11 protein-coding genes are annotated in these 16475 nt (G+C 62.6%); 8 read left to right on the top strand and 3 right to left on the bottom strand.

Annotation, left to right across the window (positions count from 1 at the left end):
- Nucleotides 1–479: 479 nt before the first annotated feature.
- From betI to trxC, 7 genes are all read left to right on the top strand, one after another.
- Nucleotides 480–1136, top strand: a complete 657-nt coding sequence (betI, locus tag ACJA3S_RS24075; RefSeq protein WP_406820236.1) for a transcriptional regulator BetI — start codon at nucleotides 480–482, stop codon at nucleotides 1134–1136.
- A 37-nt stretch (nucleotides 1137–1173) separates the two neighbouring features.
- Nucleotides 1174–2646, top strand: a complete 1473-nt coding sequence (betB, locus tag ACJA3S_RS24080) for a betaine-aldehyde dehydrogenase (protein ID WP_186684284.1) — start codon at nucleotides 1174–1176, stop codon at nucleotides 2644–2646.
- A gap of 77 nt (nucleotides 2647–2723) precedes the next feature.
- Entirely contained in the window at nucleotides 2724–4421 is a 1698-nt protein-coding gene (betA, locus tag ACJA3S_RS24085) for a choline dehydrogenase (protein ID WP_406820237.1), read from the top strand.
- A 271-nt stretch (nucleotides 4422–4692) separates the two neighbouring features.
- Nucleotides 4693–6435 carry a potassium/proton antiporter gene (locus ACJA3S_RS24090; RefSeq protein ID WP_170034328.1) on the top strand — a complete coding sequence of 581 codons (1743 nt, stop codon included), beginning with the start codon at nucleotides 4693–4695 and terminating at the stop codon, nucleotides 6433–6435.
- Between the two features lie 35 nt (nucleotides 6436–6470).
- A complete protein-coding gene (gene mscK, locus ACJA3S_RS24095; protein ID WP_406820238.1) occupies nucleotides 6471–9806 on the top strand; it encodes a mechanosensitive channel MscK in 3336 nt (1111 codons plus the stop codon).
- A gap of 180 nt (nucleotides 9807–9986) precedes the next feature.
- Nucleotides 9987–11447, top strand: a complete 1461-nt coding sequence (selO, locus tag ACJA3S_RS24100; RefSeq protein ID WP_406820239.1) for a protein adenylyltransferase SelO — start codon at nucleotides 9987–9989, stop codon at nucleotides 11445–11447.
- A gap of 126 nt (nucleotides 11448–11573) precedes the next feature.
- Nucleotides 11574–12008 (top strand): thioredoxin TrxC, encoded by a 435-nt coding sequence (gene trxC / locus ACJA3S_RS24105; RefSeq protein WP_406820240.1) that lies wholly within the window; start codon nucleotides 11574–11576, stop codon nucleotides 12006–12008.
- Between the two features lie 170 nt (nucleotides 12009–12178).
- Here trxC and ACJA3S_RS24110 read toward each other — a convergent pair whose 3' ends face one another.
- Together ACJA3S_RS24110 and ACJA3S_RS24115 are read right to left on the bottom strand one after the other, a co-directional pair.
- Nucleotides 12179–12952 carry a ParA family protein gene (locus tag ACJA3S_RS24110; protein ID WP_406820241.1) on the bottom strand — a complete coding sequence of 258 codons (774 nt, stop codon included), beginning with the start codon at nucleotides 12950–12952 and terminating at the stop codon, nucleotides 12179–12181.
- Between the two features lie 89 nt (nucleotides 12953–13041).
- Nucleotides 13042–13935, bottom strand: a complete 894-nt coding sequence (locus ACJA3S_RS24115; protein ID WP_406820242.1) for a LysR substrate-binding domain-containing protein — start codon at nucleotides 13933–13935, stop codon at nucleotides 13042–13044.
- A gap of 165 nt (nucleotides 13936–14100) precedes the next feature.
- Here ACJA3S_RS24115 and ACJA3S_RS24120 point away from each other — a divergent pair, with 165 nt between their 5' ends.
- Nucleotides 14101–15288 carry an MFS transporter gene (locus ACJA3S_RS24120; protein WP_406822304.1) on the top strand — a complete coding sequence of 396 codons (1188 nt, stop codon included), beginning with the start codon at nucleotides 14101–14103 and terminating at the stop codon, nucleotides 15286–15288.
- 42 nt (nucleotides 15289–15330) lie between these two features.
- Here ACJA3S_RS24120 and ACJA3S_RS24125 read toward each other — a convergent pair whose 3' ends face one another.
- Nucleotides 15331–16266 carry a hypothetical protein gene (locus tag ACJA3S_RS24125; protein ID WP_406820243.1) on the bottom strand — a complete coding sequence of 312 codons (936 nt, stop codon included), beginning with the start codon at nucleotides 16264–16266 and terminating at the stop codon, nucleotides 15331–15333.
- Nucleotides 16267–16475: the final 209 nt, after the last annotated feature.

The raw sequence follows: 16475 nt of genomic DNA on the forward strand, positions 1-16475 counted from the left end.
CTCATTGCACGAATGCTCCGGGCAGTGCGGCTATGGAGGCTAATCAGTGTTCCCGAGCAATTGGTGGAATATCCCCACTGCGTCAGGTGTTATAAAAGGCACCCTGGAAACCGTGATCCCGAATCGATACGTTGCAAAAAATCAGACAGGTGGCCCGTCGCCACTGCCACGCCTCGGTCGAGGTGCGCGCATTAGCCACAGCCCACCCCGCCCGCTCCAAGGGCCTGCCGCAGGCTCGATGAGCGCACGGCAGAATCTGCATTCGCATCGCTCATGCCCGTCAACGCCTTGTATTCCGGGGGTTACGCGATTTCCTGGGGTGTCAATCCGTGCTTCTTAGACCGCCTGAAAAACTGTCAATGGCACAAATTGTCGCAGAGCTTATTCTTTATTGATTGAACGTTCAATCAAAACAAAATAGACTGGCCTTCGCCGAGTCAGCGCCTGTCGCCTGCTCGCAGGCCTGAGGAGATAGCAAGATGCCCAAGGTCGGTATGCAACCCATCCGCCGCCAGCAGTTGATCGAAGCCACGTTGCAGGCAGTCGATCAGGTCGGACTGGGAGATGCCAGCATTGCGCTGATTGCCCGTTTGGCCGGTGTGTCGAACGGCATCATCAGTCACTACTTTCGGGACAAGAACGGCCTGATCGCAGCGACGATGGGATACATCATGAACATGCTCAACGAAGGTGTTCGAGCACGTCGCCAGGCCCTGACGGACGACAGCCCGCGCGCCCACCTGAAAGTGATCATCGAGGGCAACTTCGATGCCAGCCAGGTGAACGGCCCGGCAATGAAAACCTGGTTGGCCTTCTGGGCTTCCAGCATGCACCAGCCCGATTTGCACAGGTTGCAGCGGATCAACGACCACCGCTTGTATTCCAACCTGTGCTGCCAGTTCCGCCGCGCCCTGCCGCTCTACCATGCGCGCAAGGCAGCCCGCGGCCTGGCGGCGTTGATCGACGGCTTGTGGCTGCGTGGGGCCCTGTCGGGTGATGCATTCGACACCGACCAGGCGATACGGATTGCTTACGAATACATGGAACTACAACTGGCTAAACAGCACACCCTGGACACCAACGACCAGGCTGCTGATCAAGCACGCACGGCACTTGTCGACCCGGCAGGAGCGTGACGCGCAGCCAACCACACACTGCACTTGCGAGGACACTATGGCCCGTTTCGGAACGCAAAAACTCTACATTGATGGCGCTTACGTCGACGCTGGCAGCGATGCCACTTTCGAAGCCATCAACCCGGCCACCGGCGAAGTCCTCGCCCACGTGCAACGTGCCACCCAGGCCGACGTCGAGAAGGCCGTCGAAAGCGCCGAGCGCGGCCAGAAAGTCTGGGCCGCGATGACCGCCATGCAGCGTTCGCGCATCCTGCGCCGCGCCGTCGACATCCTGCGCGAGCGCAACGACGAGCTGGCCATGCTGGAGACCCTGGACACCGGCAAGTCGTACTCGGAAACCCGCTACGTCGACATCGTCACCGGTGCCGACGTGCTGGAATACTACGCTGGCCTGGTACCGGCCATCGAAGGCGAGCAGATCCCGCTGCGCGAGTCGTCCTTCGTCTACACCCGCCGCGAGCCGCTGGGCGTGACCGTCGGTATCGGCGCGTGGAACTACCCGATCCAGATCGCCCTGTGGAAATCCGCCCCGGCCCTGGCCGCTGGCAACGCAATGATCTTCAAGCCGTCGGAAGTGACCTCGCTGACCACCCTCAAGCTGGCCGAGATCTACACCGAAGCCGGCCTGCCGAACGGCGTGTTCAACGTGCTCACCGGCAGCGGCCGCGAAGTCGGCACCTGGCTGACCGAGCACCCGCGCATCGAAAAAGTCTCCTTCACCGGCGGCACCACCACCGGCAAGAAGGTCATGGCCAGCGCCTCGAGCTCGTCGCTCAAGGAAGTCACCATGGAGCTGGGCGGCAAGTCGCCACTGATCATCTGCGCCGACGCCGACCTGGACAAGGCCGCCGACATCGCCATGATGGCCAACTTCTACAGCTCGGGCCAGGTCTGCACCAACGGCACCCGCGTGTTCATCCCGGCGGCAATGAAGGCGGCTTTCGAAGCCAAGATCGTCGAGCGCGTTGCACGCATTCGCGCTGGCAACCCGGAAGACGAGAACACCAACTTCGGCCCGCTGGTCAGCTTCCAGCACATGGAAAGCGTGCTCGGCTACATCGCCAAGGGCAAGGAAGAAGGCGCCCGCGTGCTGTGCGGCGGTGAGCGCATGACCGAAGGTGCTTTCGCCAAGGGTGCCTTCGTCGCCCCGACCGTGTTCACCGATTGCACCGACGACATGACCATCGTCAAGGAAGAGATCTTCGGCCCGGTGATGAGCATCCTCACCTACGAAACCGAAGAAGAAGTCATCCGCCGTGCCAACGACACCGAGTACGGCCTGGCCGCCGGTGTGTGCACCAACGACATCAGCCGCGCCCACCGCATCATCCACAAGCTGGAAGCCGGTATCTGCTGGATCAACGCCTGGGGCGAATCGCCAGCCGAAATGCCGGTGGGTGGTTACAAGCAATCGGGCGTCGGCCGTGAGAACGGCATCAGCTCGCTGGCCCAATACACTCGCATCAAGTCGGTCCAGGTCGAGCTGGGCGGCTACAACTCGGTTTTCTAAACCCTGTCTAGCCACGCCCGTGCCGCTGCGCACGGGCGTTTCCGCTCCCTGATCACCGCCAACATGAGGGTACTTTCATGTCCAAAGAATACGATTACATCATCGTCGGTGCCGGCTCGGCCGGTAACACCCTGGCGACCCGCCTGACCGAAGACGCCGGCGTCACTGTACTGCTGCTGGAAGCCGGCGGCCCCGACTACCGCTTCGACTTCCGCACCCAGATGCCGGCCGCCCTGGCTTTCCCGCTGCAGGGCCGCCGCTACAACTGGGCCTACGAGACCGACCCAGAGCCGCACATGGATGGCCGCCGCATGGAGTGTGGCCGTGGCAAGGGCCTGGGCGGCTCGTCGCTGATCAACGGCATGTGCTACATCCGTGGCAACGCCATGGACTTCGACGGCTGGGCAGAACTGCCAGGCCTGGAAGACTGGACCTACCTGGACTGCCTGCCGTACTTCCGCAAGGCCGAAACCCGTGACATCGGCCCGAACGACTACCACGGCGGCGACGGCCCGGTCAGCGTGACCACGCCGAAAGCCGGCAACAACCCGCTGTTCCACGCCATGGTCGAAGCCGGCGTACAGGCCGGTTACCCGCGTACCGAAGACCTCAATGGCTACCAGCAGGAAGGCTTCGGCCCGATGGACCGCACCGTGACCAAGAACGGTCGCCGTTCCAGCACTGCCCGTGGCTACCTGGACCAGGCCAAGAAGCGCCCGAACCTGACCATCGTCACCCACGCCCTGACTGACCGCGTACTGTTCGACGGCAAGCGCGCCATCGGCGTGACCTACCTGGTCGGCGACAGCGAAGAGCGCGTCGAAGCCCGCGCCCGCAAGGAAGTGATCGTCAGCTCCGGTGCCATCGCCTCGCCGCAACTGCTGCAGCGTTCCGGCGTCGGCCCGCGCGCCCTGCTGGAAAGCCTCGACATCCCGGTGGTGCACGACCTGCCGGGCGTTGGTGAAAACCTGCAGGACCACCTGGAACTGTACCTGCAGTACGCCTGCACCCAGCCGGTGTCGCTGTACCCGTCGCTGCTGTGGTGGAACCAGCCGGCGATCGGCGCCGAGTGGATGTTCAACGGCACCGGTATCGGCGCCAGCAACCAGTTCGAGGCTGGCGGTTTCATCCGTACCCGCCCTGAATTCAAATGGCCGAACATCCAGTACCACTTCCTGCCGGTGGCCATCAACTACAACGGCTCCAACGGCGTGCAGGAACATGGCTTCCAGGCGCACATGGGCTCGATGCGTTCGCCCAGCCGCGGCCGTATCCGCCTCAAGTCGAAGGACCCGCGCCAGCACCCAAGCATCCTGTTCAACTACATGGCGACCGAACAGGACTGGCAGGAATTCCGTGACGGCATCCGCCTGACCCGCGAAATCATGGCCCAGCCGGCGCTGGACCCGTACCGTGGCCGCGAGATCAGCCCGGGCGCGCACGTGCAGACCGACGAGGAACTGGACAAGTTCATCCGTGAGCACGCCGAAACCGCCTTCCACCCGTCCTGCTCGTGCAAGATGGGCACCGACGACATGGCGGTGGTCGACGGCGAAGGCCGCGTGCACGGCATGCAAGGCCTGCGTGTGGTCGATGCGTCGATCATGCCGATCATCATCACCGGCAACCTCAACGCCACCACGATCATGATCGCCGAGAAAATCTCGGACAAGATCCGTGGCCGCAAGCCGCTGCCGCGCAGCACCGCCAAGTACTATGTGGCCAATGGTGCACCGGTGAAGGGCAAGCCGCTGCGTGAGGTGAAACAGGCCTGACGGAGCTGGGGCCGCTTTGCGGCCCTTTCGCGACACCAGGCGCCCCTACAAAGGGCACGCGTTCTCTTGTAGGAGCGGCCTTGTGTCGCGATCGAGGGCAAAGCCCTCGCAAACGTCCCACGATGAAAAGGCACCCACCGCGGTGTCTTTTTTTCATCTGCAGAAACGCTTTACAGGCTGCCAATTCATCAGGTTAGAATCATTTGGCACGCGACCTGCTAGCGACATGCTATCAAGTCCCCTCCCCCCGCGGTTCCCGGAGTACCTGCCTTTGGATGCAAGCACCATCAACAGCCTGTTCCTGATCGGCGCATTGCTGGTGGGTGCAAGTATTCTGGTCAGCTCGCTGTCGTCGCGCCTGGGCATCCCTATCCTGGTCATCATCCTTGCGGTCGGCATGATCGCCGGTGTCGATGGTGGCGGCATCATCTTCAACAACTACCCGACCGCCTACCTGGTGGGCAACCTGGCGTTGGCCGTGATCCTGCTCGACGGTGGCCTGCGTACACGGGTTGCGAGTTTCCGCGTGGCCCTGTGGCCAGCGCTGTCGCTGGCCACCGTCGGGGTGATGATCACCACCGCCCTTACCGGCATGGTCGCCGCCTGGTTGTTCGACCTGAGCCTGATCCAGGGCCTGCTGATCGGTGCGATCGTCGGCTCCACCGACGCTGCGGCGGTGTTCTCGCTGCTCGGTGGCAAAGGCCTGAACGAGCGGGTGACCGCGACCCTGGAAATCGAATCGGGCAGCAACGACCCGATGGCCGTGTTCCTCACCGTCACCCTCATCGACATGATCGCCAGCGGCCAGACCGGCCTGCACTGGAGCCTGCTCACCCACCTGCTGCGCGAGTTCGGCATCGGCGGGCTGCTGGGCCTGGGCGGTGGCTGGCTGATGCTGCAACTGGTCAACCGCATCAACTTGGCCGGCGGCCTGTACCCAATCCTGGTCATCGCTGGCGGCCTGGTGGTGTTCTCGCTGACCAACGCCCTGCACGGCAGCGGCTTCCTTGCCGTCTACCTGTGCGGCCTGGTGCTGGGCAACAAGCCGATCCGCAGCCGCCACGGCATCCTGCACATGCTCGATGGCATGGCCTGGCTGGCGCAGATCGGCATGTTCCTGGTGCTGGGCTTGCTGGTCACGCCGCATGATTTGCTGCCCATCGCCCTGCCTGCGCTGGGCCTGGCGTTGTGGATGATCCTGGTGGCGCGACCGCTGTCGGTGGTCGCCAGCCTGCTGCCATTCAAGGCCTTCCATGGCCGTGAAAAGGGCTTCATTTCCTGGGTTGGCCTGCGCGGTGCGGTACCGATCATCCTGGCGGTATTCCCGTTGATGGCCGGCCTGCCGGACGCCCAGCTGTTCTTCAACCTGGCGTTCTTCATCGTGCTGGTGTCGCTGCTGGTGCAAGGCACCAGCCTGCCGTGGATGGCCAAGCTGCTGAAAGTGACCGTACCGCCCGACCCGGCGCCGATCTCCCGCTCTGCGCTGGAAGTCCACCTGACCAGCGAGTGGGAACTGTTCGTCTACCGCCTGGGTGCGGAAAAATGGTGCATTGGCGCCGCCCTGCGCGAGCTGAAAATGCCCGAAGGCACGCGCATCGCCGCACTGTTCCGGGGCGAGCAACTGCTGCACCCGTCGGGCAGCACCGTGCTGGAAGTGGGCGACATGCTTTGCGTGATCGGCCACGAGCACAACCTGCCAGCCCTGGGCAAACTGTTCAGCCAGGCGCCGCAACGCGGCCTGGACTTGCGTTTCTTCGGCGACTTCGTACTCGAAGGCGATGCCGAGCTGGGTGCGGTGGCGGCGCTGTACGGCCTGAAACTCGATGGCCTGGATGCGAAAATGCCGTTGGCGCAGTTCATCCGACAGAAGGTCGGAGGCGCTCCAGTAGTAGGTGACCAGGTCGAATGGCATGGCACGATCTGGACCGTGGCCACCATGGACGGGAACAAGATTCAGAAAGTAGGCGTCAGATTCCCCGAAGGAACGCGACCCGGACCAGGATTGTTCCTCTAAACTTCGTTTCTGCCGGATCCACAAGTAGTCTGCCTATGTCACTGCGCGTGTACCTTCGCACAGCCCTGCTCGGGCTGTGCTTGTCTCTCTCGTTCGCCGCTGGCGCGGCCGAGCTTCCCACCACGACCAGCATCCAGAGCAGCCTGAACAAGATTTCCCAGCCCAAGGGTGCAGAGGCCGACCCCAAGGCTGCACAACTGACACCGGAGCAGAAGGCCCAGCAACAGGTGCTGGAACAGACCTTGGCACTGTTGCTCAGCAAGGAAGACAGCGAAAAGAAGCTTGAGGCACTCAAGCAGCAATTGGCTGGCGCGCCCAAGGAAACCGCCGACAGCCAGCGCGAGCTGATCAAGCTCAAGGCCAGCAAGCCCCTGCCGGTGGCCCAACGCTACGCCACCCTGAACGTGCCACAGCTGGAGCAGATGCTCAGCGAGCGCAGTACGCAACAAGGCGAACTGCAAAAGGCACTGTCGGATGCCAACAGCCTGATCATCAACTCACAGACACGCCCAGAGCGGGCTCAGGCAGAAATCAGCAACAACCAGACACGTACCCAGCAGATCAACCTCAGCCTCAAGAGCGGCAAGGAAAACGGCAAGCCACTCAACAGCGACCAACGCAACAAACTCAATGCCGAGCTGGCATCGCTCAATGCCCTGACCTTGTTGCGCCGTCAGGAACTGGCCGGCAACGGCCTGCTGCAGGACCTGGGCAATGCCCGTCATGACCTGCTGATCGAACGCGCCACACGCATGGAGCAGGAAATCCAGGACCTGCAAACGCTGATCAACGAAAAGCGCCTGGCCCAGTCGCAGCAGGCGGTTACCCAGCAGTCGATCGAAGCGCAGAAAGCCGGCGGCAGCACCCTGCTGGCCAACGAAAGCGCTGCCAACCTGAAGCTGTCCGACTACCTGCTCAAGAGCACCGACCGCCTCAACGAGCTGACCCAACAGAACCTGCGCAGCAAGCAGCAGCTCGACAGCCTGACCCAGGCCGACCAGGCCTTGGACGAACAGATCAGCGTGCTCAAGGGCAGCCTGCTGCTGTCCAAGATCCTCTACAAGCAAAAGCAGGCCTTGCCGCACCTGAAAGTCGACCGCGACCTGGCTGACCAGATCGCCGATATCCGTCTTTACCAGTTCGAAGTGAACCAGCAACGCGAGCAGATGAGCAGCCCCGCCGCGTACGTCGACAACCTGCTGGCCGGCCAACCGCAGGAGCAGGTTACCCCTCAGCTGCGCAAGGCGCTGCTGGAGGTGATGATTACCCGCGTCGACCTGCTCGAACGCCTCAGCCGGGAGCTGTCGGCACTGCTCAACGAATCGATCACCTTGCAGCTCAACCAGAAGCAGCTGCTCGGCACTGCCCAAGGCTTGCGCACCACGCTCGAAGAGCAAATGTTCTGGATTCCCAGCAACAAGCCACTGGACTGGGAATGGCTGAGCCTGGTGCCGGCACGCTTCGCCGACCAGGTGGCCAGCCTGCCCTGGGGTTCGAGCCTCAAGGAACTGGCCGACGGCTTGAGCCAACGCCCGTTGCTGTTCCTGCCGCTGCTGCTGGTGATCGGCGCCCTGCTGTGGCGGCGCAAGTACCTGTACCAGCGGTTGGGCAAGGTGCACCAGGACATCGGCCATTTCCGTCGCGACAGCCAGTGGCATACACCGCAAGCGATCCTCATCAACATCCTGCTGGCGATGCCGGTCAGCCTGGGCCTGGCCCTGTGCAGCTATGCCCTGCAGATCGACGCCCGTGGGCAGAACGCCAACCTCGGCGCCGCCCTCTGGCAGCTGGCCCAGGCCTGGCTGGTGTTCTACACCGCCTACCGCATCCTCGCCCCCGGTGGCGTGGCGGAAATCCATTTCCGCTGGCACAAGCCGCAGGTCGAGTTCCTGCGCGGCTGGGTACGCCGCCTGGGCACCGTGGTGCTGGCGCTGGTCGGCGTGGTGGCCGTGGCCGAACATCAGCCATCGGCCCTGGCCGACGACGTGCTGGGCATCGGCGTGGTGCTGACCTGCTATGCCTTGATGGCCTGGCTGCTCAGCCGCCTGCTGCTCAGCAGCCCGGCACACCGCGACACCTCGCTGTTCCGCAAGGCCGTGGGCGTGGCCTTCACGGCACTGCCCATCGCCCTGTTCGTGGCCGTGTGCTTCGGCTACTACTACACCGCGCTGAAGCTCACCGACAGGCTGATCTATACCCTCTACCTGCTGCTGTTCTGGTTGGTGATCGAGGCCGCGTTCGTGCGCGGTCTGTCGGTGGCGGCACGGCGCCTGGCCTACCAACGCGCGCTGAGCAAGCGGGCGGCAGCCAAGGAGGGGCTGGATGGCGAAGTCATCACCGAAGAGCCGACCCTGGACATCGAACAGGTCAACCAGCAGTCGCTGCGCCTGATCCGCCTGGCCCTGCTCGGCGGCTTCATCGCCGGCCTGTACTGGGTGTGGTCGGACCTGATCTCGGTGTTCGCCTACCTCAACAACTTCGTCCTCTACGAATACACCAGTGGCGCCGGCGCCGCCGCCAGCATGGTGCCGATCAGCCTCGGCGACCTGCTTGGCGCGCTGGTCATCGTCGGCATCACCTTTGCCCTGGCCGGCAACTTGCCGGGCCTGCTGGAAGTGCTGGTACTGTCACGCCTGAACCTGGCCCAGGGCAGCGCCTACGCCACCACCACGCTGTTGTCGTACACCATCGTCGGCGTCGGCATCGTCAGCACCCTGTCGACCCTGGGGGTCAGCTGGGACAAGCTGCAGTGGCTGGTAGCTGCGTTGTCGGTGGGCCTGGGCTTCGGCATGCAGGAGATCTTCGCCAACTTCATTTCCGGCATCATGATCCTGTTCGAACGCCCGGTGCGCATCGGCGACACCATCACCATCGGCAACCTCTCGGGCACGGTGAGCAAGATCCGCATCCGCGCCACCACCATCACCGATTTCGACCGCAAGGACATCATCGTCCCCAACAAGACCTTCATCACCGGCCAGCTGATCAACTGGTCGCTGACCGACACGGTCACCCGGGTGACATTGAAACTGGGCATCGACTACGGCTCCGACCTGGACCTGGTGCGCGAGCTGCTGCTCAAGGGCGCCCATGAGAACCCACGGGTACTCAAGGACCCGGAGCCGATCGTGTATTTCCTCAACTTCGGCGAAAGCTCGCTGGACCATGAACTGCGCATGCACGTACGCGACCTGGGCGACCGCAACCCGACGCTGGACGAAATCAACCGCTACATCAACCGCGAGTTCAAGGCGCACAACATCAAGATCTCGGTACGCCAGGTGGAGGTATTCCTGATGGACCAGCAAGGCGGCAAGCAACAGCTGGTGCCGGTGCAGCAGCCAAAATCGGATGGCACTCAGCCGGTGTAAGTGGACTCCATAGGGCATGAACGCCCAGAATGCCTGCGAGGGCCTCGCCCTCGTTCGCCGGCAAGCCAGCGCCCACCAGAACTGTGTTGCCCTCAGGCTCCACACACCTTCGCTGGGCGCTGGCTTGCCGGCGATGGGCCGCAACGCGGCCCCAATGGCACCGACTTCCAGGAGCAGCCCGTGAAAGCCCTCGACCAACTCACCTTCGACAACCGCTTCGCTCGCCTGGGCGACGCGTTCTCCACCCAGGTGCTCCCCGATCCCATCGCCGAGCCACGCCTGGTGGTAGCGAGCGAGTCGGCCATGGCCCTGCTCGACCTCGACCCAGCGCAGGCCGAACTGCCCCTGTTCGCCGAGCTGTTCAGCGGCCACAAGTTGTGGGACCAGGCCGACCCACGGGCGATGGTCTATTCCGGCCACCAGTTCGGCTCGTACAACCCCCGGCTGGGTGATGGCCGCGGCCTGCTGCTGGCCGAAGTACTCAACGACGCCGGCGAGCACTGGGACCTGCACCTCAAGGGCGCCGGCCAGACGCCCTATTCGCGCATGGGTGACGGCCGCGCCGTGCTGCGCTCATCGATTCGCGAGTTCCTCGCCTCGGAAGCGCTGCACGCCCTGGGCATCGCCACCAGCCGGGCACTGTGCGTCATCGGCTCCAGCACCCCGGTGTGGCGTGAAACCCGGGAAAGCGCGGCCATGCTCACCCGCCTGGCGCACAGCCACGTGCGTTTCGGCCACTTCGAATACTTCTACTACACCAAACAGCCTGAACAACAGCGCGTGCTGATCGACCACGTGCTGGACCAGCACTATCCCGAATGCCGTGATGCCGAGCAGCCCTACCTGGCCATGTTCCGCAGCATCGTCGAGCGCAACGCCGAGCTGATTGCCCGCTGGCAGGCCTACGGCTTCTGCCACGGCGTGATGAACACCGACAACATGTCGATTCTCGGCATCACCTTCGACTTCGGCCCTTACGCATTCCTGGACGATTTCGACGCCAACTTCATCTGCAACCACTCCGACGACCGTGGCCGCTACAGCTATGCCAACCAGGTACCGATTGCTCACTGGAACCTCAGTGCCCTGGCCCAGGCGCTGACCACGGTGATCGAAGTGGAACCGCTGAAAGAGGCACTGGGGCTGTTCCTGCCGCTTTACCAGGCCCATTACCTCGACCTGATGCGCCGCCGCCTGGGCCTGACCACTGCCGAGGACGACGACATGGCGATGGTCGAACGCCTGTTGCAGCGCATGCAGAGCGGTGGCGTGGACTACAACCTGTTCTTCCGCAAGCTGGGTGACAAGCCGGTAGCCGAAGCGCTGAAAGTGGTGCGCGACGACTTCGTCGACCTGGCCGGTTTCGATGCCTGGTCGGCCGACTACCTGGCCCGCTGCGAGCGCGAAACCGGAAATGCCGAAGGGCGTCGGGCACGGATGCATGCGGTCAACCCGCTGTACGTGTTGCGCAACTACCTGGCGCAGAAAGCCATCGAGGCGGCCGAAGCGGGAGACTACAGTGAAGTACGGCGGTTGCATCAGGTGCTGAGCAAGCCATTTGAAGAGCAAGCCGGGATGCAGGCCTACGCCGAACGGCCGCCGGAGTGGGGCAAGCACCTGGAAATCAGCTGTTCATCATGAATCCTGGGGCCGCTTTACGGCCCATCGCGACACAAGGCCGCTCCTACAGGAATACGCGTATCCTTGCAGGTGCGGCCTTGTGCTGCGATGGGCTGCAGAGCAGCCGCAAAATCTCAAGGAAATGACATGTCCGAACCCATGGTAATCCCCTGCCCCCACTGCAATGGCCTCAACCGCGTGCCCGCCGGGCGCCTGGGCGAGGCCCCGAAGTGCGGCCGCTGCAAGCAGGACGTGCTGCTGAGCGCCCCGTTCGAACTCAGCGAAGCGAGCTATGCCGGCCAGATCAAGGGCGACCTGCCGCTGCTGGTCGACGTCTGGGCCGACTGGTGCGGCCCGTGCAAATCCTTCGCCCCGACCTTCGAACAGGCCGCGCGCCAGCTAAGCGGCCGCTGCCGCCTGGCCAAGCTCGACAGCGAGGCCAACCGCAACCTCGCCGGACAACTGGGCATCCGCTCGATTCCCAGCCTGATCCTGTTCAAGAACGGTCGCGAGATCAGCCGCCAAGCCGGGGCGTTTCCACTCCAGTCGTTGCTGGAATGGCTGCGTAGCCAGGGGGTTTAGGGCTCCGCTGGGATAGGGTAATGAGCATTTTCATATCGCTCTATCGCGGTGAAACATTTGTTCCGCTTCGGACTGCATCAGGGCAACCAGGCGAACACCTTACGCAAGGTGGCGCCAATGAGATCGAGCGCCGCGCGGGCGGCGCTCGGTCTCATAAGCGCTGAAGATCCTCAGCCATTCTCCTCAAGCAAATCGTGCAACTCGACAAACTGCTGGGTCAGCTTGTGCCTGGGCTCCAGGTGAATCAGCGGCAGGCTGGCGTGGTGCGACTCACGCATCTTCACCGAGCTGCCCAGGTACACCGGTAGCACCGGCAGGCCCTCTTCCAGCAGCTCATCGAGCATCTGCTGCGGCAGGCTGGCGCGGGACTGGAACTGATTGACCACGATGCCTTCGACCACCAGGTCTTCGTTGTGGTCTTCCTTGAGCTCTTCGATCTCGGCCAGCAGGCCATACAGGGCCTGGCGCGAGAAGCTGTCGCAGTCGAAGGGAATCAGCACGCGATCGGCGGCGATCAGCGCGGAAACCGCATAGAAATTCAGCGCCGGCGGGGTATCGATATAGATCCGCTCGTAATCCTCGTCCAGTTCATCGAGCAACTTACGCAGCTTGTTGATCTTGTGCTTGGCCTCCAGCTTCGGCTGCAGGTCGGCCAGCTCGGCAGTGGCGGTGACCACGTGCAGGTTGTCGAATGGGGTTTCGTAGATATCTACCTTGTTCTTCTTGCTGAACGGCCCGCTGGACAGGCTCTGCTTGAAGAAATCGGCGATGCCCATGGGAATGTCGTCGCCGGTGAGGCCGGTGAGGTACTGGGTCGAGTTGGCCTGGGCATCCAGGTCGATCAGCAGGGTTCGGTAGCCTTCATTGGCACTGACCGCCGCCAGGTTGCAGGCGATGCTCGACTTGCCCACGCCACCTTTCTGATTGAACACCACGCGCCGCATGATTGACCTCCGTGTTTCAACGAATGCCCGAGTATGTGGCGGCGCCGCAGCAATGGCCAGTGCCATTTGCCGTTCACCCCTGCAGGTCGTCAATCATAGGACTGCCCGGTGAGCAACTCGGCAAAGGCCTTGGCCATTGCCGACCTGCCGCGCTCGCGCTGTACCAGCCACACCGCAGTCATCGCCCCGTCATCGAGCAAGGTGCGGTACACCACGCCTTCGATGCGCATGCGCTGGAAGGAGGCCGGCAGTACCGAAACCCCCAACCCTGCCGACACCAGGCCAATGATGGTCATCGCTTCCCCCGCTTCCTGGGCAAAGTGCGGGCTGAAGCCCGCCTGCCGCGCCAGGCTCACCAGCTGCGCATGCAGGCCGCTGCCATAACTGCGCGGGAAGAACACGAACGGCTCATGGGCCAGCGCCGTCATGTGCAGGCCATGCTCGGTACCTTCGGCCAGCGGGTGCGATGCGTTGATCACCGCTACCAGCGGCTCGCTGAACAGCTCGGTGGCGACCAGGCCTTCCGGCAGCGGCATCGGCCGCATCAGCCCTACCTCGATGGATTCATCGAAAACGCCCTCGGCAACATCGCGGCTGCTCATTTCCCTGAGGTTCAGGTGCACCGCCGGGAAACGCTGACGGAACGCATGGATGGCCTTGGGAATCTTCGAGGTGAACGGGGCCGAGGACGTGAAGCCGATCTTCATTTCGCCCAGCTCGCCCAACTGCGCACGTCGGGCCACATCGGCGGCTTTTTCCACTTGCGCCAGCACCTGGCGGGCTTCGTCGAGGAACAACCGCCCCGCCTCGCTCAGCTCGACCCGCCGGTTGGTGCGCTCGAACAGCCGCGCGCCCAGTTCCTGCTCCAGCGCCTGGATCTGCTGGCTCAAGGGCGGCTGCGAGATGCCCAGTTGCTGGGCGGCACGGCCAAAGTGCAGTTCCTCGGCCACGGCAATGAAGTACCGCAGGTGGCGCAGTTCCATGATCGGCTCCGAACAAGTCGCTAAACATCTTAAATAGGTCGAACAATATATTGGAACTAATCATTAGCCAGCTATATGATTTTTTCATTGCGTCAGAGGTCCCCGCCCGTGAAAACTGCCGTAGCGCCCCTTCCTGCAGAGCCGAAACCCGCCCCCTTGAACGACATGTGGATCGAAAAGGGCACGCCTGCCTTCCTGAAGACTGTGCTGGCACTGTTCAGCGGCGGCTTCGCCACCTTCGCCCTGCTGTATTGCGTACAGCCGATGATGCCGCTGCTGTCCAAGGAATTTGCCATCAACGCAGCGCAAAGCAGCCTGGTGCTGTCGGTAGCGACGGCGATGCTGGCGTTCGGCCTGTTGATTACAGGGCCCATTTCCGACCGCATCGGCCGCAAGCCGGTGATGGTGTTTGCCCTGGCTTGCGCGGCCCTGTCCACCTTGGCCAGCGCGGTGATGCCGAGCTGGGAGCTGGTGCTGGCCACCCGCGCTCTGGTCGGCCTGTCGCTGAGCGGCCTGGCGGCAGTGGCGATGACCTACCTGAGCGAGGAAATCCACCCGCAGCACATCGGCCTGGCCATGGGCCTGTACATTGGCGGCAATGCCATTGGCGGCATGAGCGGGCGCCTGATCACGGGTGTACTGATCGATTTCGTCAGTTGGCATACGGCGATGCTGACCATCGGTGGCATGGCCTTGGTAGCCGCGCTGGTGTTCTGGAAAGTGCTGCCCGAATCGCGCAACTTCCGCCCACAGGCAATGAACCCGCGTAGCCTGCTGGATGGCTTTGTCATGCACTTCAAGGATGCCGGCCTGCCTTGGCTGTTCCTTGAAGCCTTCCTGTTGATGGGCGCCTTCGTCACCCTGTTCAACTACATCGGCTATCGCCTGCTGGCCGAGCCCTACCATATGAACCAGGCGCTGGTCGGCTTGCTGTCGGTGGTGTACCTGTCGGGCATCTACAGCTCGGCGCAGGTCGGCGCTTTGGCCGACAAGCTGGGCCGGCGCAGGGTGTTCTGGGCCAGTATCGTGGTGATGGCGAGTGGCTTGCTGATGACCTTGGCCAGCCCGCTGGTGGCGGTGATCCTGGGCATGCTGGTATTCACCTTCGGCTTCTTTGGCGCACATTCGGTGGCCAGCAGCTGGATCGGTCGCCGGGCGCTGAAAGCCAAGGGGCAAGCTTCGTCGCTGTACCTGTTCAGCTATTACGCAGGGTCGAGTGTCGCGGGTACCACGGGTGGGTTCTTCTGGCACCAGTGGGGCTGGGACGGGATCGGGTTGTTCATTGGCAGCTTGCTGGCGGTGGCGTTGCTGGTGGCCCTGCGCCTGAGCAGGCTTGCGCCCAAGAGCGCCTGACCGACGGGTGGCTGCCAGGGCAGCCCGCCTGCCGCAAACACATCAACGTCTGATCCAGGCCTCCTGCCATGCTTCACCGATACCCGGTTCATATTGGCTGTCGTTGTGTGAATAACTCCTGCACCAACCTTCGCGCGGGAATGGCCTGCACTCGTAGATATCACCTGTCTTGGGTTGCAAAACTCGAGTGCCCGACCGGTAGCCGGACAGTGCGGCTGGAAAGATGAAATCATAGCGTTCGCCCGCTGCAGGTATCACTTCAACCACGAAACGCTTTTCGTCGATAACCCACAGCGAGTCATGCACGGCCTGCAGTTTCAGGGTATGGGTTCCTGGCGCACTGCGCGCATCGAGGGAAATGGACTTGGTACGCGTATCCACCCATTCGGTGGTTGAACCTACCGAGACGCCGCGCTGGTTCAGCAAGGTCGCAGTCATGTAGATCGGACGATCGGTTGTTACAGTAAAGCCCACGCTAGTCTTGCCCTCGTCAATGCCATAGAAGGGCTGAATACCCTGCGGCTTCACCGCCCTGTCGGGTGCCCTCACCACAATCAGCTCAAAGCCATTAACAACCGCTTCAGGGCCTGCATAGATTGCGTTTGTTCCGGCTACTGGCTGGATGCTTCCACTGGCGCTCAATTGCCCTGCGCGGATAGGGAAACCCGAATTGACTGCATTGATGCGCTGCGCGAGCTTGCGCGACCAGTTGCCACTGCGCCTGTCGCTATCTTCAGTTATCGAAATGATCGCAGAGTGTTTTTCACGAATGGTGCTGTTTGTCAGCGCCAGGGCGCGCACCTGATCACCTATATCCAGATCAGATTGCGGGCGGATTTCACCAATCTGCTCCCACTCGGGCGGCAGGGCGCCATATGCAGTGGACACCTGAAATGCTATCGCCAGGTATAAAAGACAGCTGAGCGTTGGTATTGAAAAAAATCCAAAAGGGCGGTTGCGCACGTCTGGTAAGTTCATGAGTTGTGCCTTTGAAAACTGTTCACTGTAGGCTGAACAGTATTCGCCGGCACAATCGCCCGCCGTCAGATAAAACTGGTCACGTCGAAAGCCGAACGCCTGGTGACCTGTCTGTAAAGAGAAACGGGAACAAATTGCCCGCCGAGGAAACCCTCCCTTGTGCTCAATCCAAAGCACAAGCGCCAACACAGTCGGAAGCCTGCACATTT

The organism is Pseudomonas sp. KnCO4 (assembly GCF_045344305.1).
GTDB classification, from domain to species: Bacteria; Pseudomonadota; Gammaproteobacteria; order Pseudomonadales; family Pseudomonadaceae; genus Aquipseudomonas; species Aquipseudomonas anuradhapurensis.